A 17,868-nucleotide genomic window follows, 5' to 3' on the forward strand; every position below is an offset into this window, starting at 1 on the left:
TTTTTTTTCGCAAGCCCTTGGGCGATGCTGTCACTCTTTGTGAGAAAGCTTATCTGCCGGGACGTCATCCTCGGCGCTTTTCTTCGCCGCTGCATCATCATCGTTCATCGCTTTCTTAAAGCCTTTGATGGCAGCCCCCAGGTCACCACCCAGCGTGCGTAACTTCTTGGTACCAAACAGCAGGACGACCAGTGCGGCAACCACCAGCAGTTTGGTAATACTAATCTCACCCATAGATACCTTCTTTACTTATAACAGGCTGCATTCAGCGCCAAAACCTGATTGTATTAACGGTCATTTAGCGCGTGCACACAATAGCAATCTGTAACAAGGTGAATCAAGCATTGTTGAAAAAAACATCACAATAAGTGCGGTGGCGCAAACCGACGATTAAGAAGAACGGGTAATTGCTGACGCGCAAGCGCAATTCTCTCTGGTTTTATCTCCGCAACCAGCAAGTCCGGGGCTTCAGCGGCGGCGGCTATCGTCACCCCCAGCGGATCAACCACCCTGCTTTGCCCGATGTTTTTCGTGCCACATTCTCCTGCGGCAACGACATAGCAGGTGGTATCCAGCGCGCGTGCCGCAAGCAGCGTTGCCCAGTGGTGCTCTTTTAACGGCCCTTTGACCCACGCGGCAGGCAGCACCAGTAAGTCCGCACCCTGCAGCGCCAGATGCAGCGCCAGTTCGGGAAAACGCAGGTCATAGCAGGTCATCAGCCCGATCCTGAATCCGTCAATCTCCAGCAGCGGTGGGATATTGTCTCCGGGGTCAACGAGCCTCGACTCCTGGATGCTGAACGCGTCATAGAGATGAAGCTTGGCGTAATGTGCGACTATGGCCCCGTCACGAATCGCTACCAGCGTATTCACTGCGCGACCCGGCGTGGAGGGGACATGGATCGTTAAGATTGTCGTCATCGTATTGCCCGCGCTCTGGGCGAGCAAATGCTGTAAAAATTCGCCGTCCAGCGACTGCGCGGACTTCACGGATAAATCCGGGTCATTATCATCCCTGGCCAGCAGCGCCTCGGGGAGAACCAGCAGCGACGCCCCTTTCTGCCCGGCCTGCTTCATCAGGTTGACGCACGTGAGCGCATTTTTATGCCACTCAGGCGTGACCACAAACTGCCCTACCGCAACATACATATTTGTCCCCTTATCATAAACGGCGTTAAACTCGCTTCTCTTACACATCAAATAGCAGGTATTTAGCGTGTTACAACTACTTTTAGCCGTTTTTATTGGTGGGGGAACGGGTAGCGTTGCGCGGTGGTTTCTGAGTATGCGGTTTAATCCCCTGCATCAGGCGATTCCCATGGGGACGCTTGCCGCTAACCTGATTGGTGCTTTTATCATTGGAATGGGGCTGGCCTGGTTTAACCGAATGACGCACATCGACCCAATGTGGAAGGTATTGATTACCACCGGATTTTGCGGCGGTTTGACCACCTTCTCAACCTTTTCTGCGGAGACAGTTTTTCTCTTTCAGGAAGGCCGTATCGGCTGGGCGCTAATGAATATGGCGATCAATATGCTCGGCTCTTTTGCGATGACGGGGATCGCATTTTGGCTATTTTCTTCCGCAAGCGCACATTAACAGCCGAACCGTTAATGTTGGCTTAATTTTTCTCTGTCACTCTGAATGCAGTACTGAACGAGGGTGACAGAATGAAACAGAGTCTGATGAGCGCAGGAATGGTGTTATTGAGCGTGCTGATCGTTGCCAGCTTCCTGAAAATGTATCTGCTTGGCTGATTCAACACGAAAAAAACCCGCTCGTTGAGCGGGTTTTGAAATTCTTGCTGACGCGTCTGAATTACAGAGCGATTACGTTAGCAGCAGAAGGGCCTTTGGCACCGTTAGTGATTTCGAACTCTACACGCTGACCTTCAGCCAGAGTTTTGAAACCATTAGACTGGATTGCAGAGAAGTGTACGAACACGTCTTTGCTGCCATCTTCAGGAGTAATGAAACCGAATCCTTTGGACTCATTAAACCACTTAACGTTACCTTTAATCTTAGACATCAAAATTACCTTTACATTAAAAAACGACACAAATGCTGTGTCGGTTATCAGTACATCAATTGTGGGACCTTTTGTCCAGCGGATCTTTGATAAAAAGTGACTAAAGTCGCGTTAATTTTCACTGACAGATTTTTATCGCTTATGAATCAACGCCTGCGCGTTTTTTCACCAGCATGTAACGTTTTGTCAGTTAAAACTGAAAACGCATCCAGGCGAAGTAAACGTTACCGTTGTTGTACGTACCCGGAATGTAGGTCATCTGGAACGTTGCGGGGCCATAGCCAATAGAGGCCAACGGCAGCAGCACTGGGATCGGGATGTAGTTCCAGTTGTCACGTGCAGTGACCCCGGCGGTATAGCCCAAACCGACGTGGAAGTTTTCGTCCGCTAGCGGGCGCCAGGTTTTCTCCCAACCATAACCCCCAATAGGCTCCCATTTATTAAACGAGTCTTTGAAGGCCATCAGATAGATGCCATGCCAGTTTCCCTTTTCATCCCAGCGCGACTGACCAAAACCCGCACCCCATGGACGCTCGTTGTATTTATCGGTTTTCTCTTTGTCATAAGCAAACCGCGCATGCCACGTTATTGCCGGAACATAGAGATCATAATGTTCAGGTGCAGTCCATGTCTGGGAAACATTATCCGTAAAGGTTGAGAACCAGCCTTTATCCGCCTCTTTGCCTTCTGCCTGTGCAACAGAAGAAAACGTTAACTGCCCAAAAATAAACAGCAAAATAGAGAAAAATGTATTACGTACGATCACAATGCAATTACCATTCTTAGTATTCGAAGCAAAGTTTACCATAAAGTAGTTGAATCAAGTCTTAACGACATCGGCGTTATTCCTAATTATTCGGCCTCTTTCCGGGAATATTCTTAAAGAAAGCATGCAGCACGCTCAAATAAACCCATTCGGAGTGTGGGCTTATACTTTAACCTTCTTAATCAGTGACATGCAAAACCACACAAAGCATTAACAATTTGTTATCATTATTGGGACATGTTGCGCTATTTCTGACGGTCAAGGGCCTCATGACATAAATGTATGAACCATGGCAAAAACACGGTTGTTCTGTTCTCTAGTCGTCTGTTTATTGATTTTAATCAGCAAGAACAGGCCAATTATTCGGCACATTTTCATCCTTCTTTTTTTATTGATTTTTTGTGCTCCATTGCAGCAGAGATACAGGGGAAATCATGCTTACGCTATTCGAACTCCTTATTGGAGTCGTCGTCATTGTCGGCGTCGCACGCTACATCATTAAAGGTTACTCGGCCACGGGCGTATTATTTGTTGGCGGTTTAACACTGCTGATTATCAGCGCAATAATGGGGCATCAGGTGTTACCTGCCAGCGCGACCAGCACCGGTTACAGCGCTACAGATATTGTTGAATACATTAAAATATTGCTCATGAGCCGCGGCGGCGATCTGGGCATGATGATCATGATGCTGTGTGGTTTTGCGGCCTATATGACCCACATCGGCGCTAACGATATGGTCGTTAAGCTTGCCTCCAAACCTCTGCAATACATCAATTCGCCATATCTGCTGATGGTCGCGGCCTATTTCCTCGCCTGCCTGATGTCGCTGGCCGTTTCGTCGGCTACCGGACTTGGCGTACTGCTGATGGCCACGCTGTTCCCGGTTATGGTGAACGTGGGCATTAGCCGTGGCGCGGCCGCGGCAATTTGTGCGTCTCCGGCAGCCATTATTCTCTCCCCAACATCCGGCGACGTTGTGCTGGCGGCAAAGGCGGCGGAGATGTCACTCATCGACTTCGCCTTTAAAACCACGTTACCGATCTCAATCGTTGCCATAGTGGGCATGGGGATCGCGCATTTCTTCTGGCAACGCTATCTCGATAAGAAAGAAAACATTAGCCATGAAATGATGGATGTGAGTGAAATCACCACCACCGCTCCCGCGCTCTATGCCATTCTGCCGTTCACTCCGATCGTCGGAGTGCTGATTTTTGACGGCAAATGGGGTCCACAGCTGCACATCATCACCATTCTGGTTATCTGTATGCTGCTTGCCGCCGCGCTGGAGTTTGTGCGCGGTTTTAACACGCAAAAGGTCTTCTCGGGTCTGGAAGTAGCGTATCGCGGTATGGCGGATGCCTTCGCTGGCGTGGTGATGCTGCTGGTTGCAGCGGGCGTTTTTGCCCAGGGTCTGAGCACGATCGGCTTTATCCAGAGCCTGATCTCTATCGCCACCTCGTTCGGCTCGGCCAGTATTATCCTGATGCTGGTTCTGGTGGTGCTAACCATGCTGGCGGCGATGACCACCGGTTCCGGTAATGCCCCTTTCTACGCTTTCGTTGAGATGATCCCGAAGCTGGCTCACTCGTCCGGTATTAACCCAGCCTATCTCTCCATTCCTATGCTGCAGGCGTCAAACCTGGGCCGAACCATTTCGCCGGTGTCGGGCGTGGTCGTTGCCGTTGCCGGAATGGCGAAAATCTCGCCATTTGAAGTCGTCAAGCGCACCTCAGTACCCGTTTTGGTTGGTCTGATTATCGTGATTATCGCCACGGAAGTGCTGGTTCCCGGCGCGGCCTAAGCTAAATTACTGATATCCAAAAAGCGCCTGCGGGCGCTTTTTGTGCTTTAATAACTTCCAGAAATTAATCGTGCTCATTCGATCAGGAAATCATATGTTCAGGAAGGATATCGTCGTCCCGTCTGGCGCAATGGCGCTTGCTCTCTGTATCTTCTCCGCACAGGCGGAACCGCTGAAGGCAACACAGTACGGCGATTTCGATCGCTATGTGTTGGCTCTGTCCTGGCAAACCGGGTTTTGCCAGAGCATGGTCGAACGCAACCGCAATGAACCTGACGAATGTCGCCTGCAAAAAGAGCGTGATAATAAAGCCGATTTTCTGACCGTTCACGGACTATGGCCCGGCCTGCCAAAATCCATCGCCGCACGCGGGGTGGATGAGCGTCGATGGATGCGTTTTGGCTGCGCCACGCGCCCCATTCCAAACATGCCGGAAGTGAAGGCCAGCCGCAAATGCGATGCCGCCGAAACCGGGCTGTCGCTTTCCGCTGCCGCAAAGCTCAACGACGTGATGCCGGGTGCAGGCGGTAATTCCTGCCTGGAACGCTACGAATACGCCAAACATGGCGTCTGCTTTGGTTTCGATCCGGATGCCTATTTCGGCACGATGGTGCGAATGAACCAGGAAGTTAAAAACAGTGCGGTCGGTAAATTCCTTGCCGATAACTACGGAAAACCCGTCAATCGCAGCGACTTTGACAGTGCCGTTGCCAAAAGCTGGGGCAGGGAGAACATCAAAGCGATCAAGCTGACATGCAACGGCAACCCGGCGTATCTGACCGAGATGCAGATTTCGCTGAAGGCTGACACTATCAACAACCCACTTTCTGCAGCGTCATTTGCACCGCAGCCACATCCAGGTAACTGCGGAAATCAATTCGTGATTGATAAAGTCGGTTACTGACCCACAGTCGGGCGCACCATATCAAACCGGTTTTCGTCACTGATGCCATAATACGCCGTCGGCCCACCCGCACGCAGGATGGGCTGCGCTTTCGCCGTCTGGTATATCCCCTCTTCCAGCAGCGTTTCGGCAATATGGATACCGACCACCTCGCCCAACACCAGCCAGGTATCGACCGGTGTGCCGTCGGCACCGGTAAGCTGAATGCACTGTGACAGGCGGCACTCAAAGTTAACCGGGCTTTCTGCGACGCGGGGCGCGTTAACCAGTTGACTTGCCGCTGGCGTGAGCCCGGCAAAGCTAAATTCATCCCGATCGTGCGGAAGCATTGCAGAGGTTTGATTCATCGCGTGTGCGAGATCGCGCGTTGCCAGGTTCCAGACAAATTCCTTTGTTTCGGTAATATTACGCACGCTGTCCTTCCAGCCGTTGCTGGAAAAGCCGATGATTGGCGGGCGATAGTTAAAGCAGTTAAAGAAGCTATACGGCGCGAGATTGAGCTGACCGGCCTTATCGCAGGAGGAGATCCAGCCAATCGGACGTGGACCAATAATGGCGTTTAGCGGGTCATGCGGCAGGCCGTGCCCCTGGGACGGTTGATAGAAGTACATAGTGCTCTCTCGTTGGTGGGCAACGCCCGGATACAGGACACTCAGCGTAACGTATTCCGCCGGGAATGAAGACTGAATAAATTTCAGCGAAAATTCATATGGACCATGAATGTGACCTTCATCACTTCAAACTTGCGCGCTCAGCCAGTATCATCGGGAGAGTTAAACCCTCGCTGCCAGACGGCGAGGGTTTTCTTTTGGATCAGTTTCTGCGTTAGACGCAGCATTAACGACATGGAGTAAAAAATGTCCAGACCTACCATTATCATCAATGAGCTCGACGCAGAACGTATCGACAGACTGCTGGAAAAAGCGGAGTTCGCCTCGCTCCCCGTGGCCGACGCCCTTAATGAGGAGCTCGACCGGGCACAGATGTGCACGCCTGAGACGATGCCGCATGACGTGGTCACTATGAACAGCCAGGTGAAATTCCGCAACCTGACCACCGGTGAAGAGTTGACCCGTACGCTGGTTTATCCGGCTCAGATGACCGACAGCAGCACACAGCTTTCTGTTCTGGCCCCTGTGGGTGCCGCACTGCTGGGGCTGCGTACGGGAGATACGATCCACTGGGAATTGCCGGGCGGCGCCTCTGCCCATCTGGAAGTACTGGCGTTGCTCTACCAGCCAGAAGCTGCGGGCGATTACCTGCGTTAAACACTTCTGAACAAGCGCCCACCCGCTTTGCACAGAGGATGCAGCCGCATCCTCTTTCCGTAAATTCACCCCATTTTCTTATATCGCGCAAAAGACCCTTAACCCACGCTTAATCTGTTTTGGTGCCGCGGGGACGGTCATGAGTGAGATACTGGCTATCACACTTATTTTTTTCATTATTGTGGCGATTATCGTCGCGGCCGTGCTTTATCTTGAACGCCACAGTTAAGCGAGAACTCATGCAACCCCACCCGGGAAAGCATTTACCAGGCCCTTAACTTTCTGCTCTGCGGCCTCGGGCGTTTCCGCACCAGGGACCAGAATCACCTTCCGGCACTCTTCCTCCCGTTTTTCGAATACCTTATAGGCGCGTTCCGCATCCGCAAGGGGAAGATAATGGGTCACGATCTCTTCCGGGGTAAGCAGCCCTTTTTCGATCAGCGGTAACAGTTCACCCAGCCAGGCATGGACATGCGTCTGGCCCATCTTAAACGTCAGCCCCTTATCGAAGGCATCGCCAAACAGGAAGCCATGAATAAACCCAGCGTACACGCCGGGTACGCTGACCACCCCACCGCGTCGAACTGCAGCAATGCACTGACGCAACGCTTTGCCGCTACTACCTTCAATTTTAAGATTGCTGAGGATCGTTTCAGTGGTGCTACCTTTCGCTTCAAACCCGACTGCATCAATCACGGCGTCAACGCCGCGATGGCCCGCGGTCTGTTCGATGATTTTTTCCGCCGCGTCGTTATCATCATCAAAGTTGATAGGGATTGCGCCGTAACGCGCCTCTGCAAATCGCAACCGGTACGGATGATGATCGATAACAAAGATCTGCTCAGCCCCCAGCAGTCGCGCGCAGGCAATGGTCAGTAGCCCCACCGGCCCGGCACCGAAAACCGCTACGCTTGAGCCTTTTTCAATCTGCGCATTTTTTGCCGCCTGCCAGGCCGTAGGCAAAATATCGGAAAGGAATAACGCTTTATCATCGGAAAGAAGCTGCGGGACCTTAAACGGCCCGACGTTGCCTTTTGGGACGCGGACATATTCCGCCTGCCCCCCCGGCACGCCGCCGTAGAGATGGCTATAGCCAAACAGCGCGGCCGGTGCGGGAATTTGCTTTTTGTTCAGCGCGGCACCCTGCCCGGCATTGGTATTCTCACAGGCCGCGTATTGCTGCAGACGACAGAAGAAACAGTCTCCGCAGGCGATGACAAAGGGGATCACCACGCGATCGCCTTTTTGCAAATTCTTCACCTCTGTGCCGCACTCGACGATTTCCCCCATAAACTCATGGCCAAAAATGTCGCCGTGCTGCACCTTCGGGATCTTTCCGCGATAAAGATGCAAATCGGAGCCGCATATAGCCGTGGCCGTAACGCGCAGAATGATATCGTCAGGCTGTTCGATGATGGGATCGGGGACATTCTCGACGCGAACATGGTGCGGACCGTGATACGTAAGTGCTTTCATGCGACCTCCGAAAGGCTTCAGGTAAGTGTATAAGGGTAGCTACACCTGAAGATCTGCCCGTGAATACGGGGCTTTTGAGATTTATCCTGGTGAGATAAGAAAACTGACGGGGCGCTTACAAAAACCATTCCTATTTTATGGTTGAATGAGTACAGCATTTATAAACAAGGAGAAACGGGTATGTATCAGAGAATTATTATGCCGGTTGATGTTTTTGAGATGGAGCTAAGCGACAAGGCCGTTCGCCATGCGGAGTTCCTGGCGCAGCAGGACGGTGTTATCCATCTTTTGCACGTACTGCCAGGCTCCGCCAGCCTGAGCCTGCACCGCTTTGCCGCCGATGTACGCCGCTTCGAGGAGCATTTGCAGCATGAAGCGGAAACTCGCCTGCAAACCATGGTCAGCCACTTCAGCATCGACCCTTCACGAATCAAAACGCACGTCAGATTCGGCAGCGTTCGCGATGCGGTAAACGAACTGGCGAACGAACTGAAGGCAGACGTGGTGGTCATCGGTTCGCGTAACCCGTCAATAACCACGCATCTGCTGGGCTCTAACGCCTCCAGCGTCATCCGCCACACCCATATACCTGTGATGGTCGTCAGATAAAAAAAAGAGGCCACCTTTCGGTGGCCTCTCGCTATTGCAGGTGTAGCCTTACTTTCTTTTCTTATGCGGTTTTGGTGCGAATCAGATAGTCAAATGAACTCAGAGACGCCTTCGCCCCTTCGCCCGTGGCGATAATGATCTGTTTGTACGGCACGGTGGTGCAGTCGCCCGCCGCAAACACGCCTTTCACGCTGGTTTCACACTTCGCATCAATGATGATTTCGCCCATGCGGTTGCGCTCAATCGCGCCTTCCAGCCAGGTGGTGTTTGGCAGCAGACCAATCTGCACAAAGATCCCTGACAGCTGAACGCTGTGCACGTCGCCGCTCACGCGGTCGCGATATTCCAGACCGGTCACTTTGCTGCCGTCGCCCTTCACTTCCGTCGTCTGCGCGTTCAGTACGATGTCGACGTTTTTCAGGCTGCGAACTTTATCCTGCAGAACCTGGTCGGCTTTCATCTCCGGAGCAAACTCCAGAAGGGTTACGTGTTCAACAATCCCCGCCAGGTCAATGGCCGCTTCCACGCCGGAGTTACCGCCGCCGATCACCGCCACGCGTTTACCTTTGAAGAGTGGACCGTCGCAGTGCGGACAGTAGGTCACGCCTTTGGTGCGATACTGATCTTCACCCGGGACGTTCATGTTGCGCCATTTCGCACCGGTGGCAATGATAATGCTGCGGGCTTTCAGCACCGCGCCGGAAGCGGTTTCAATCTGGTGTAAGCCACCCTCGACCGCTGCTGGAACCAGCTTGCTGGCGCTCTGGCTGTCGATCACGTCCACGTCATAGTCGCTGACGTGCGCCTTCAGCGCCCCCGCCAGCTTCTGGCCTTCGGTCTTCGGCACGGAGATGTAGTTTTCGATGTCCACGGTATCGAGCACCTGGCCGCCAAAGCGTTCGCCCATCAGGCCGGTACGAATACCTTTACGCGCGGAGTACACCGCTGCTGCCGCGCCGGCAGGGCCGGAACCGACGATCAGCACGTCGTAGGCATCGCGTTTGTTCAGCTCTTCCGCCGCACGTTTTTCAGCACCGGTATCCACTTTGGCAACGATTTCAGTCAGCGTCATGCGGCCCTGGCCGAACTCTTTGCCGTTCATGTAGACCGCCGGAACGCCCATCACGTTGCGATCGGTGATTTCATTCTGGAAGGTACCGCCATCAATCGCCGTGTGCTTGATGCGCGGGTTCAGGACCGACATCAGGTTCAGCGCCTGCACCACGTCCGGGCAGTTGTGGCAGGAGAGCGAGTAGTAGGTTTCAAACTCGAAATCACCGTCGATATCGCGGATTTGCTCCAGAAGCGCCTGCGCTTCTTTTGACGGATGACCACCGGTCCACAACAGCGCCAGCACCAGTGAGGTAAACTCGTGACCCAGCGGAGAACCGGCAAAGCGTGGTCCTCGATCGGACCCTGGGTTGGTAATCAGGAAAGAGGGCTTACGGACCGGCAGCGCGTTGTCTTCTTTGAAGGTCACTTTCGGCGACAGCTCGGCGATCTCCGCCAGCAGTTCCTTGATCTCTGCCGATTTGGCGCTGTCGTCAAGCGTAGCAATCAGCTCAACGGGTTTGGTCAGTTTCTCAAGGTAGGCCTTGAGCTGGGTTTTCATGTTTGTGTCGAGCATTGTTCTTCCCTCTCTTAAGACGTCATCATGCAAGCTGCCTTATACGGGCGGCCTGAATGCAACTTGCATCATGGTGCTGGAATGAAATGGGCGCGGGTGCGCCCATTGATTACCGAATGGGCAAAACTTAGATTTTACCAACCAGATCTAAGGATGGAGCCAGCGTTGCTTCGCCTTCTTTCCATTTTGCCGGGCACACTTCGCCTGGGTGAGAAGCCACGTACTGAGCGGCTTTCACTTTACGCAGCAGGTCAGAAGCATCACGGCCGATACCTTCAGCGGTAACTTCGATAGCCTGGATAATGCCCTGCGGATCAACAACGAAGGTGGCGCGGTCAGCCAGGCCTTCATCTTCACGCATGTTGTCGAAGTTACGGGTCAGGGCGCCAGTCGGGTCGCCGATCATCGCGTATTTGATTTTGGCGATGGTTTCAGAGCTGCTGTGCCATGCTTTGTGGGTGAAGTGGGTATCGGTAGAGACAGAGTAAACGTCTACGCCCAGCTTCTGCAGTTCTTCGTAATGGTCTGCCACGTCGCCCAGTTCAGTCGGGCAAACGAAGGTAAAGTCAGCCGGATAGAAGAAGAAGACGCTCCAGCGGCCTTCGGTATCTTTCTCGGTAACTTCGATGAACTCACCGTTTTTGAACGCCTGGTTTTTGAAAGGTTTAATTTTGGTATTAATCAAAGACATCTGTACTTCCTCCGTGTTTTCGTTGAGATGTAAGGTAACCAACTTTATTCATCGGGGCTAATGCGTATGCTTTATCAAATCAATCAGCCAAACCTTACAACGTCGACAAGACAACAAGGTGAACCTTTTACAGGAAAGCCTGAAAGTAAAAAGGCCGCCTCAACGGGCGGCCCTGATACCTGAATTCCCCGCAGGTACATTCAGTGCCAGCCGAAACTGGCGTTGCGTTGCGCTCTACAACCCTTTATATCAAGGCGGTAACAGCCGTTTGATTACACCACCCGCGCAGGGATTGAGCAATCCATAAGAGAGGCATTCCTGCCTATGGCTGTGATAGGCTATGTCGAACATCATTGCGGAGCGTTATAAATTTATTTTTATTATAAAACCATCACAATATATAAGTGACAATTGTCATTTAATACGTTTACTCCCTACTCGAGGATAAAATTATCCTAATCGTCTTCGAAGCGCTATTTCAATAATCTGGCACCGTGATATATTAAGATGATTTTAATTTAAAACTACGAAAGTTAACCGAACGGATTGTTAATGATTAGCTTCAAACTATTGTTATCAGTTATATGATAACCAAAGCAAACGCAGCATCTCAGGACGAAACATGGCAAACCTCTATGACCTTAAAAAATTCGATCTTAATCTGTTAGTCATTTTTGAGTGTATTTACCAACACCTTAGTATCAGTAAAGCCGCCGAGACGCTGTATATCACGCCCTCTGCCGTGAGCCAGTCACTGCAACGCCTGAGAGGACAACTTAACGATCCTCTGTTTATCCGTTCCGGAAAAGGGATCACGCCCACGACCGTCGGCGTCAATTTGCATTATCATCTGGAACAGAACCTGAACCAGCTAGAGCAGACTATCAATATCATGCACAGCAGCGGGTTGAAGAAGAATTTTGTCATTTATTGCCCGCAGTTTATGAGTACGAAAGCAACCCTTGATCCTATAAAACTGCTCATGAATAACCATAACTATTCGATTGAATTACATGATGTTTTTCTTTCTCCTGATTCAGCGGAAGATCTCTTGGCCTACAGAAGGGCGGACTTGATATTCTCGTATTCCTCTTCTAACAGTCATTCTGTCGCCTGTAGCCTCTACCATAAACTTCCTTTCGTTCTCGTTTGTCGGGAGGGTCACCCCCGTCTCGGTGAAAATCCTACACGTGAAGAAATTCTGAATGAAAACTTCACCGCCTGCCTGAACGGTGAGAACAGCTTCAAAGGCTATCAGAACAAGGCCGATAACCTGTTATTCGAAAGAAATATCGTCTATCGTAGCGACTCTTTTATATCCCTTCTGTCGATGATCGGTTCATCCGATCTCATAGGTTTAGTACCCACGTCGGCCTTCGAACAATATGGGCCCGCCCTCAATCTGCGCAAAGTGGAAACAGACATTCATTTCCCCAGCATTGATATTTACATGATGTATAATCGTTCTGCACTCAATAGCTCGGCATTCGCCAGTTTTATTGGAGAAATATCATCACCGTGAATATTGATGTAGTTTTCGCACCAAATGGGAAACATACTGCAAAACATACACCACCGTTATAGAACTACGCGACATGACCGTCATATATCCATTTAATTGTTGACTGATATAATCCTCTCTTTAGTTTTGACGCTACAGTCTGGTATTTATTCCTCAGGATGAGAATAAACATGTCAATTTATAAATACCCTTTAAACCAGGATGTTCTTACTGCTGCTCGGGAACGAATAAAATGGACTCTCGAAAATTTTCCCAGAACCTGTGTTTCTTTTTCAGGTGGAAAAGACTCCACCGTCATGCTGCATCTGGTTGCCCAACAGGCGCGACAGATGAAAGTCAAAATAGATGTGCTCTTTATTGACTGGGAGGCGCAGTTTTCCCATACCATTAACCATGTGCAACATATGCGAGAATTGTACAGCGATGTCATTAACCATTTCTGGTGGGTCGCGCTTCCCCTGACAACGCAAAATTCACTGTCGCAATTCCAGCCGGAATGGCAATGCTGGGAACCCGGCACCCAATGGGTCCGCCAGCCTCCCGGCGATGCGATAACCGATCCCGCTTTTTTTCCTTTCTACCAGCCTGGCATGACGTTTGAAACCTTTGTCCGCAGTTTCTGCGACTGGTTCTCTCGCAATCGCCCGGCGGCGGTACTGATTGGCATCCGCGCCGATGAGTCTTACAACCGTTTCCTGGCTATTGCATCGGCGCGTAAGCAGCGGTTTGCCGACGATAAACCCTGGACTACCGTCGCACCGGGAGGACATGCCTGGTATATCTATCCTCTCTACGACTGGAAAACCGCCGATATATGGACCTGGTTCGCCAAATCAGGTTGTTGCTATAACCCACTTTATGACCTGATGTTTCAGGCTGGCGTGCCGCTACGCTACATGCGTATTTGTGAACCCTTTGGCCCAGAACAGCGCCAGGGACTATGGCTCTACCACGTTGTTGAGCCCGATCGCTGGGCGGCCATGTGCGAGCGCGTGAGCGGTGCACGCAGCGGAGGAATGTACGCCGGACACGATAATCATTTTTATGGTCACCGAAAAATTTTGAAACCCGAACACCTCTGCTGGCGCGAATATGCCATGTTGCTCCTCGAAAGCATGCCGCAAAATACGGCTGAGCATTACCGCAATAAAATCGCCATTTATCTGCACTGGTATCAGAAGAGAGGCATGAAGGATATTCCCGATACCCAGGACGGTGATATCGGAGCCAAAGACATTCCCTCATGGCGCCGTATTTGCAAGGTTCTCCTGAATAACGACTACTGGTGCAGGGCGCTATCGTTCAGCCCGAATAAACCCAAACATTATCAGCGCTACAGCGACAGAATGAAGGCTAAACGCAAGGAGTGGGGCATATTATGCGACAAAGACTAATCACCGAGATGGAAACGTACCTTCAGTCACTTTCAGAAGAGGACCGCATTAACGCAATAAATGCTTTTCGTGAGGCGATCCATAAACACAGTCCGTTTCGCGAGCAACCGATAGACTGCGTCCTCTGGATAAGACAGGACGCTATTACCGCTAACGATTACAACCCCAATAACGTTGCTCCACCAGAAAAACGACTGCTCAGTAAGTCGCTGGAACTCGATGGATTCACCCAACCTATCGTTGTGACAGAAAGTGAACCGCAACACTACGAAATCGTGGATGGTTTTCATCGCCATGAAATCGGTAAAAATCGGGCGGCGTTGAAGCGTCAGCTTAAGGGTTATCTCCCCGTCACCTGCCTGCGTCGGGATCGGCAGGATAAACATAACCGTATGGCCGCAACCATTCGCCACAATCGGGCGCGGGGTCGACACCAGATTAACGCCATGTCGGAAATCGTTCGCGAGCTGGCGCTGCTTGGCTGGAATGATGAGAGAATAGGCAAAGAGCTGGGCATGGACAGCGATGAAGTCTTGCGCCTCAAGCAAATCAACGGCCTGCTGGAGCTGTTTGCAGACCGCCGTTACTCAGAAGCCTGGACGGTGAAATAATCAGAGCGTGTTCAGGCGCTCTGCCGCCGCCAGCAGCGTCGATTCCTGCTTCGCAAAGCAAAGACGGATCAGCTTATGCGGGAAGGGATCGGCGCAGAACACCGACAGCGGAATTGCGGCCACGCCGACCTCTTTCGTCAGCCACTGGCAGAAACTCACGTCGTCCAGCTCCGATATCGCGCTGTAGTCGGCGAGCAGGAAATAGGTCCCTTCTGAGGGCAAAATTTCCAGACGGCTTTTGCTTAATGCCGTCACAAACAGATCCCGACGTTCACGATAGAAGTGCGGCAGCTCGCGGTAATGTCCGGGCTCAGCGCGCAGCATATCCGCCAGCGCCAGCTGGGCCGGCGTGTTCACGGCAAAGGTCAGGTACTGGTGCACCTTGCGCAGCTCAGCGCTGATAGCCGCCGGTGCGACGCAGTAGCCCACTTTCCAGCCGGTCATATGGTAGGTCTTACCAAACGAAGAGACGGCGATAGCACGCTCGCGAAGCTGCGGATGGGCCAGCACGCTGGCGTGTCCCTCTTCAGCAAAGCAAATGTGCTCATAGACCTCATCGCTCAGCACGTAAATTTCGCGTTCCGCAATTGCCTGCCACAGCGCGGCGAAATCGGCTTTCTGCCACACCGTCGCCGACGGATTGTGCGGGGTATTCAGGATCACCAGGCGGGTTTTGTCGCTCAGCAGCGCAGCAAACGCCTGCCAGTCAGGGCGGAAATGCGGCGGCTGGAGCGCCACGCGTTTCACCACGCCGCCGGAGAGTTCAACCGCAGGCGCATAGCTGTCGTAGCTCGGATCAAAGCAGATGACTTCATCGCCCGTACGCACCAGCGCGGTGATGGCGGCATACAGCGCTTCGGTCGCCCCTGCCGTCACCGTAATGTCGCTGTTCGCATCGGGCTTATAGCCATACAGCTCCGCCGTTTTATCCGCAATGGCTTCCCGCAGCGCCTGCACGCCCGTCATCGGTGCATACTGATTTGCCCCCTGCGCCACGTGGTACGCGAGACGCTCCTGCAGATACGTCGGGCCATCGAAATCCGGGAACCCCTGAGAAAGGTTAATGGCGTTGTGCTTTTGTGCCAGAGCGCTCATCTGCGTAAAGATGGTGGTACCGAGATTGGGAAGTTTACTCTGCGGAATCAATGCGTTATTGCTCATTGTGTCGTGCCTGCCTGTAATACTTATGTTGCTGCCACTATAACACGATGTTAGTCTTTGGCAATCAAGACGCTTAGACGTCTAAACCATATGAATATTCCTGGCCGAGAGGGTAAAAGGAAATGAGAGATAACCTGCAACTCACGCATCTGGTCGACGCCTGCCGCTGGATTGGTGCCAAAGGCTGGGCCCCCGCCACCGGCGGCAACATGTCGGTGCGTCAGGACGAACATCTGTGCTGGCTCAGCGAATCCGGAAAGGACAAAGGCAGCCTCACCACCGATGACTTCCTCCAGGTCGAGATTGCCACCAATCGCGCCCCGTCCGGTCGTAAACCGTCGGCGGAGACCGGGCTGCATACCCTCATCTATCGCCTGTTCCCTGACGCCAACGCCGTCCTTCACGTTCACACGGTTAACGCCACGGTGCTGTCCCGTCTGGTCAAAGAAGCCGAGCTCAACATCAGCGGCTTTGAGATGCAAAAATCCCTCACAGGGCAGACCACGCATATGGACACGGTGGCTATCCCGATCTTTGATAACGACCAGGATATCGACGCCCTCGCCTCCCGAATCGCCCATTACGCAGAGGAACGCCCGCTTAATTATGGTTTTCTTCTGCGCGGTCATGGCTTAACCTGCTGGGGACGCGACGTGGCCGAGGCCCGCCGTCATCTGGAAGGGCTAGAATTCTTATTTGAATGCGAAATGCGTTTACGACAACTGGAGAGAATATGATTCGCGCGATTGTGACGGATATTGAAGGGACCACCAGCGATATTCGTTTTGTCCATGACGTTTTGTTCCCCTACGCGCGTGAGCGGCTGGCGGCCTTCGTGACCGCGCAGCAGTACGCCGAGCCGGTCAAATCCATTCTGGACAACCTGCGTGATGAAATCGATAACCCTCACGCCAGCGTCAGCGAACTTATCGACGCTCTGTTTGCCTTTATGGACGAAGACCGCAAATCGACCGCGCTCAAAGCCCTGCAGGGGATCATCTGGCACGACGGCTACGTTAACGGCGACTTTACCGGCCACCTTTACCCGGACGTGCTGCCTGCGCTGGAAAAGTGGAAAGCGCAAGGTATTGATCTCTATGTTTATTCCTCTGGCTCCGTCGCCGCGCAGAAACTGTTATTTGGCTACAGCGACGAAGGTGATATTACTCATCTGTTCAGCGGCTATTTCGATACCCACATCGGCGCCAAGCGCGAGGTGCAGTCTTATCAGAACATCGCGGCGCAAACGGGCATTGCCCCGTCGCAGATCCTGTTCCTGTCCGATATTCATCAGGAGCTGGATGCGGCTGAACAGGCAGGTTTTCGTACCCTGCAACTGATTCGCGGTGATGATGACGGCGCAAGCCACCACCATCAGGTCCACCAGTTTGACGAGATTAACCCGGAGCAGATCCCTTCATGAGCGCATTGACCATTTATTCCGACAAAGACGCCAGTCAACACCAGTGGCACAGTACCGACGCCGCCGAGATTGCCCAACAGCTCAACGCGAAAGGCGTTCGGTTTGAACGCTGGGCTGCGGATCGCGATTTAGGACACGATCCCGCGCCTGAAGCCGTGATCGAGGCGTATCAACATGCGATCGACAAACTGGTGGCAGAGAAGGGTTACCAGAGCTGGGACGTGATCAGCCTGCGCGCCGACAATCCGCAGAAAGATGCGCTACGCGCGAAGTTCCTGAACGAACACACCCACGGCGAAGACGAGGTACGCTTTTTCGTGGAAGGCGCGGGGCTGTTCTGCCTGCACATTGGCGATGAGGTGTATCAGGTGCTGTGCGAGAAAAACGACCTGATCTCCGTCCCCGCGGGCACGCCGCACTGGTTTGATATGGGCTCAGAGCCGAACTTTACCGCCATTCGTATTTTCGATAACCCGGAAGGCTGGGTGGCCCAGTTTACCGGTGATGCCATCGCGGATGCGTATCCACGCCTGGCATGATCTTTTCTCCCTCTCCCTGTGGGAGAGGGTAGGAGTGAGGGCATCCG

Annotated in this window: 21 protein-coding genes; 12 read left to right on the forward strand and 9 right to left on the reverse strand. The window is 52.5% G+C overall.

Annotated elements, in window-relative coordinates; translation table 11 throughout:
- Positions 1-30 precede the first annotated feature (30 nt).
- Positions 31-234 (reverse strand): twin-arginine translocase subunit TatE, encoded by a 204-nt coding sequence (gene tatE, locus USH94_RS08075; RefSeq protein WP_023310742.1) that lies wholly within the window; start codon positions 232-234, stop codon positions 31-33.
- Between the two features lie 125 nt (positions 235-359).
- The gene (locus USH94_RS08080) at positions 360-1,148 is read right to left on the reverse strand and encodes a deaminated glutathione amidase (protein WP_111964401.1); all 789 of its coding nucleotides are present in this window, start codon (positions 1,146-1,148) and stop codon (positions 360-362) included.
- Positions 1,149-1,215: 67 nt separating this feature from the next.
- On the opposite strand from USH94_RS08080, the gene crcB reads away from it, so the two are divergent.
- Positions 1,216-1,599, forward strand: a complete 384-nt coding sequence (crcB, locus tag USH94_RS08085; RefSeq protein WP_008501029.1) for a fluoride efflux transporter CrcB — start codon at positions 1,216-1,218, stop codon at positions 1,597-1,599.
- A gap of 219 nt (positions 1,600-1,818) precedes the next feature.
- On the opposite strand, the gene cspE is transcribed toward crcB, so the two are convergent.
- On the reverse strand, positions 1,819-2,028 hold the full coding sequence (gene cspE, locus USH94_RS08090; protein WP_002439184.1) for a transcription antiterminator/RNA stability regulator CspE: 210 nt from the start codon (positions 2,026-2,028) through the stop codon (positions 1,819-1,821).
- 190 nt (positions 2,029-2,218) lie between these two features.
- The gene (gene pagP / locus USH94_RS08095) at positions 2,219-2,836 is read right to left on the reverse strand and encodes a lipid IV(A) palmitoyltransferase PagP (RefSeq protein WP_249429395.1); all 618 of its coding nucleotides are present in this window, start codon (positions 2,834-2,836) and stop codon (positions 2,219-2,221) included.
- 392 nt (positions 2,837-3,228) lie between these two features.
- Here pagP and dcuC point away from each other — a divergent pair, with 392 nt between their 5' ends.
- Together dcuC and rna are read left to right on the forward strand one after the other, a co-directional pair.
- Complete coding sequence (dcuC, locus tag USH94_RS08100) at positions 3,229-4,596, forward strand: anaerobic C4-dicarboxylate transporter DcuC (protein ID WP_111964403.1); 1,368 nt, start codon at positions 3,229-3,231, stop codon at positions 4,594-4,596.
- A gap of 94 nt (positions 4,597-4,690) precedes the next feature.
- On the forward strand, positions 4,691-5,500 hold the full coding sequence (gene rna / locus USH94_RS08105; protein ID WP_111964404.1) for a ribonuclease I: 810 nt from the start codon (positions 4,691-4,693) through the stop codon (positions 5,498-5,500).
- Here rna and USH94_RS08110 read toward each other — a convergent pair.
- Positions 5,494-6,111: a flavin reductase family protein gene (locus USH94_RS08110; RefSeq protein WP_111964405.1), complete on the reverse strand. Its 618-nt coding sequence runs from the start codon at positions 6,109-6,111 to the stop codon at positions 5,494-5,496. The genes rna and USH94_RS08110 overlap by 7 nt on opposite strands.
- A 246-nt stretch (positions 6,112-6,357) precedes the next feature.
- On the opposite strand from USH94_RS08110, the gene rnk reads away from it, so the two are divergent.
- Positions 6,358-6,768, forward strand: a complete 411-nt coding sequence (rnk, locus tag USH94_RS08115) for a nucleoside diphosphate kinase regulator (RefSeq protein WP_033144918.1) — start codon at positions 6,358-6,360, stop codon at positions 6,766-6,768.
- Positions 6,769-6,907: 139 nt separating this feature from the next.
- A complete protein-coding gene (gene yldA / locus USH94_RS08120; protein ID WP_320731318.1) occupies positions 6,908-6,997 on the forward strand; it encodes a small membrane protein YldA in 90 nt (29 codons plus the stop codon).
- 8 nt (positions 6,998-7,005) lie between these two features.
- Here the strand turns inward: yldA and USH94_RS08125 are convergent, their stop codons facing one another.
- On the reverse strand, positions 7,006-8,244 hold the full coding sequence (locus USH94_RS08125) for a zinc-dependent alcohol dehydrogenase (protein WP_111964406.1): 1,239 nt from the start codon (positions 8,242-8,244) through the stop codon (positions 7,006-7,008).
- Positions 8,245-8,424: 180 nt separating this feature from the next.
- Here USH94_RS08125 and uspG point away from each other — a divergent pair, with 180 nt between their 5' ends.
- Positions 8,425-8,853 (forward strand): universal stress protein UspG, encoded by a 429-nt coding sequence (gene uspG / locus USH94_RS08130; RefSeq protein WP_023310731.1) that lies wholly within the window; start codon positions 8,425-8,427, stop codon positions 8,851-8,853.
- Positions 8,854-8,914: 61 nt separating this feature from the next.
- On the opposite strand, the gene ahpF is transcribed toward uspG, so the two are convergent.
- Positions 8,915-10,480 (reverse strand): alkyl hydroperoxide reductase subunit F, encoded by a 1,566-nt coding sequence (ahpF, locus tag USH94_RS08135; RefSeq protein ID WP_047648423.1) that lies wholly within the window; start codon positions 10,478-10,480, stop codon positions 8,915-8,917.
- Positions 10,481-10,607: 127 nt separating this feature from the next.
- A complete protein-coding gene (gene ahpC / locus USH94_RS08140; protein ID WP_014882974.1) occupies positions 10,608-11,171 on the reverse strand; it encodes an alkyl hydroperoxide reductase subunit C in 564 nt (187 codons plus the stop codon).
- A 622-nt stretch (positions 11,172-11,793) separates the two neighbouring features.
- Here ahpC and citR point away from each other — a divergent pair.
- The 3 genes from citR (at position 11,794) to USH94_RS08155 (ending at position 14,698) form a co-directional block, all read left to right on the forward strand.
- Positions 11,794-12,693 carry a DNA-binding transcriptional repressor CitR gene (gene citR, locus USH94_RS08145; RefSeq protein ID WP_111964407.1) on the forward strand — a complete coding sequence of 300 codons (900 nt, stop codon included), beginning with the start codon at positions 11,794-11,796 and terminating at the stop codon, positions 12,691-12,693.
- A gap of 170 nt (positions 12,694-12,863) precedes the next feature.
- The gene (locus tag USH94_RS08150) at positions 12,864-14,087 is read left to right on the forward strand and encodes a phosphoadenosine phosphosulfate reductase (RefSeq protein WP_111964408.1); all 1,224 of its coding nucleotides are present in this window, start codon (positions 12,864-12,866) and stop codon (positions 14,085-14,087) included.
- A complete protein-coding gene (locus tag USH94_RS08155) occupies positions 14,072-14,698 on the forward strand; it encodes an IbrB-like domain-containing protein (protein ID WP_111964409.1) in 627 nt (208 codons plus the stop codon). Before USH94_RS08150 ends, USH94_RS08155 begins: the two co-directional genes overlap by 16 nt.
- Here USH94_RS08155 and USH94_RS08160 read toward each other — a convergent pair whose 3' ends face one another.
- Positions 14,699-15,859: a pyridoxal phosphate-dependent aminotransferase gene (locus tag USH94_RS08160; protein ID WP_111964410.1), complete on the reverse strand. Its 1,161-nt coding sequence runs from the start codon at positions 15,857-15,859 to the stop codon at positions 14,699-14,701.
- 122 nt (positions 15,860-15,981) lie between these two features.
- On the opposite strand from USH94_RS08160, the gene USH94_RS08165 reads away from it, so the two are divergent.
- From USH94_RS08165 to USH94_RS08175, 3 genes are read left to right on the forward strand one after another with little or no spacing between them, the layout of a single operon-like run.
- Entirely contained in the window at positions 15,982-16,596 is a 615-nt protein-coding gene (locus tag USH94_RS08165) for a methylthioribulose 1-phosphate dehydratase (protein WP_111964411.1), read from the forward strand.
- Entirely contained in the window at positions 16,593-17,282 is a 690-nt protein-coding gene (gene mtnC / locus USH94_RS08170) for an acireductone synthase (protein ID WP_111964412.1), read from the forward strand. The genes USH94_RS08165 and mtnC overlap by 4 nt, the downstream gene beginning before the upstream one ends.
- Positions 17,279-17,821 carry a 1,2-dihydroxy-3-keto-5-methylthiopentene dioxygenase gene (locus USH94_RS08175; RefSeq protein ID WP_023293046.1) on the forward strand — a complete coding sequence of 181 codons (543 nt, stop codon included), beginning with the start codon at positions 17,279-17,281 and terminating at the stop codon, positions 17,819-17,821. Before mtnC ends, USH94_RS08175 begins: the two co-directional genes overlap by 4 nt.
- Positions 17,822-17,868: the final 47 nt, after the last annotated feature.

Source organism: Enterobacter sp. 148H3 (assembly GCF_034107425.1).
GTDB lineage: Bacteria > Pseudomonadota > Gammaproteobacteria > Enterobacterales > Enterobacteriaceae > Enterobacter > Enterobacter vonholyi.

What these genes read in the sequence shown, in the direction of transcription:
- tatE (WP_023310742.1), bottom strand. Translation starts at nt 234, where the DNA reads ATGGGTGAGATTAGTATTACCAAACTGCTGGTGGTTGCCGCACTGGTC.
- USH94_RS08080 (WP_111964401.1), bottom strand. Translation starts at nt 1,148, where the DNA reads ATGTATGTTGCGGTAGGGCAGTTTGTGGTCACGCCTGAGTGGCATAAA.
- cspE (WP_002439184.1), bottom strand. Translation starts at nt 2,028, where the DNA reads ATGTCTAAGATTAAAGGTAACGTTAAGTGGTTTAATGAGTCCAAAGGA.
- pagP (WP_249429395.1), bottom strand. Translation starts at nt 2,836, where the DNA reads ATGGTAAACTTTGCTTCGAATACTAAGAATGGTAATTGCATTGTGATC.
- dcuC (WP_111964403.1), top strand. Translation starts at nt 3,229, where the DNA reads ATGCTTACGCTATTCGAACTCCTTATTGGAGTCGTCGTCATTGTCGGC.
- rna (WP_111964404.1), top strand. Translation starts at nt 4,691, where the DNA reads ATGTTCAGGAAGGATATCGTCGTCCCGTCTGGCGCAATGGCGCTTGCT.
- USH94_RS08110 (WP_111964405.1), bottom strand. Translation starts at nt 6,111, where the DNA reads ATGTACTTCTATCAACCGTCCCAGGGGCACGGCCTGCCGCATGACCCG.
- rnk (WP_033144918.1), top strand. Translation starts at nt 6,358, where the DNA reads ATGTCCAGACCTACCATTATCATCAATGAGCTCGACGCAGAACGTATC.
- yldA (WP_320731318.1), top strand. Translation starts at nt 6,908, where the DNA reads ATGAGTGAGATACTGGCTATCACACTTATTTTTTTCATTATTGTGGCG.
- USH94_RS08125 (WP_111964406.1), bottom strand. Translation starts at nt 8,244, where the DNA reads ATGAAAGCACTTACGTATCACGGTCCGCACCATGTTCGCGTCGAGAAT.
- uspG (WP_023310731.1), top strand. Translation starts at nt 8,425, where the DNA reads ATGTATCAGAGAATTATTATGCCGGTTGATGTTTTTGAGATGGAGCTA.
- ahpF (WP_047648423.1), bottom strand. Translation starts at nt 10,480, where the DNA reads ATGCTCGACACAAACATGAAAACCCAGCTCAAGGCCTACCTTGAGAAA.
- ahpC (WP_014882974.1), bottom strand. Translation starts at nt 11,171, where the DNA reads ATGTCTTTGATTAATACCAAAATTAAACCTTTCAAAAACCAGGCGTTC.
- citR (WP_111964407.1), top strand. Translation starts at nt 11,794, where the DNA reads ATGGCAAACCTCTATGACCTTAAAAAATTCGATCTTAATCTGTTAGTC.
- USH94_RS08150 (WP_111964408.1), top strand. Translation starts at nt 12,864, where the DNA reads ATGTCAATTTATAAATACCCTTTAAACCAGGATGTTCTTACTGCTGCT.
- USH94_RS08155 (WP_111964409.1), top strand. Translation starts at nt 14,072, where the DNA reads ATGCGACAAAGACTAATCACCGAGATGGAAACGTACCTTCAGTCACTT.
- USH94_RS08160 (WP_111964410.1), bottom strand. Translation starts at nt 15,859, where the DNA reads ATGAGCAATAACGCATTGATTCCGCAGAGTAAACTTCCCAATCTCGGT.
- USH94_RS08165 (WP_111964411.1), top strand. Translation starts at nt 15,982, where the DNA reads ATGAGAGATAACCTGCAACTCACGCATCTGGTCGACGCCTGCCGCTGG.
- mtnC (WP_111964412.1), top strand. Translation starts at nt 16,593, where the DNA reads ATGATTCGCGCGATTGTGACGGATATTGAAGGGACCACCAGCGATATT.
- USH94_RS08175 (WP_023293046.1), top strand. Translation starts at nt 17,279, where the DNA reads ATGAGCGCATTGACCATTTATTCCGACAAAGACGCCAGTCAACACCAG.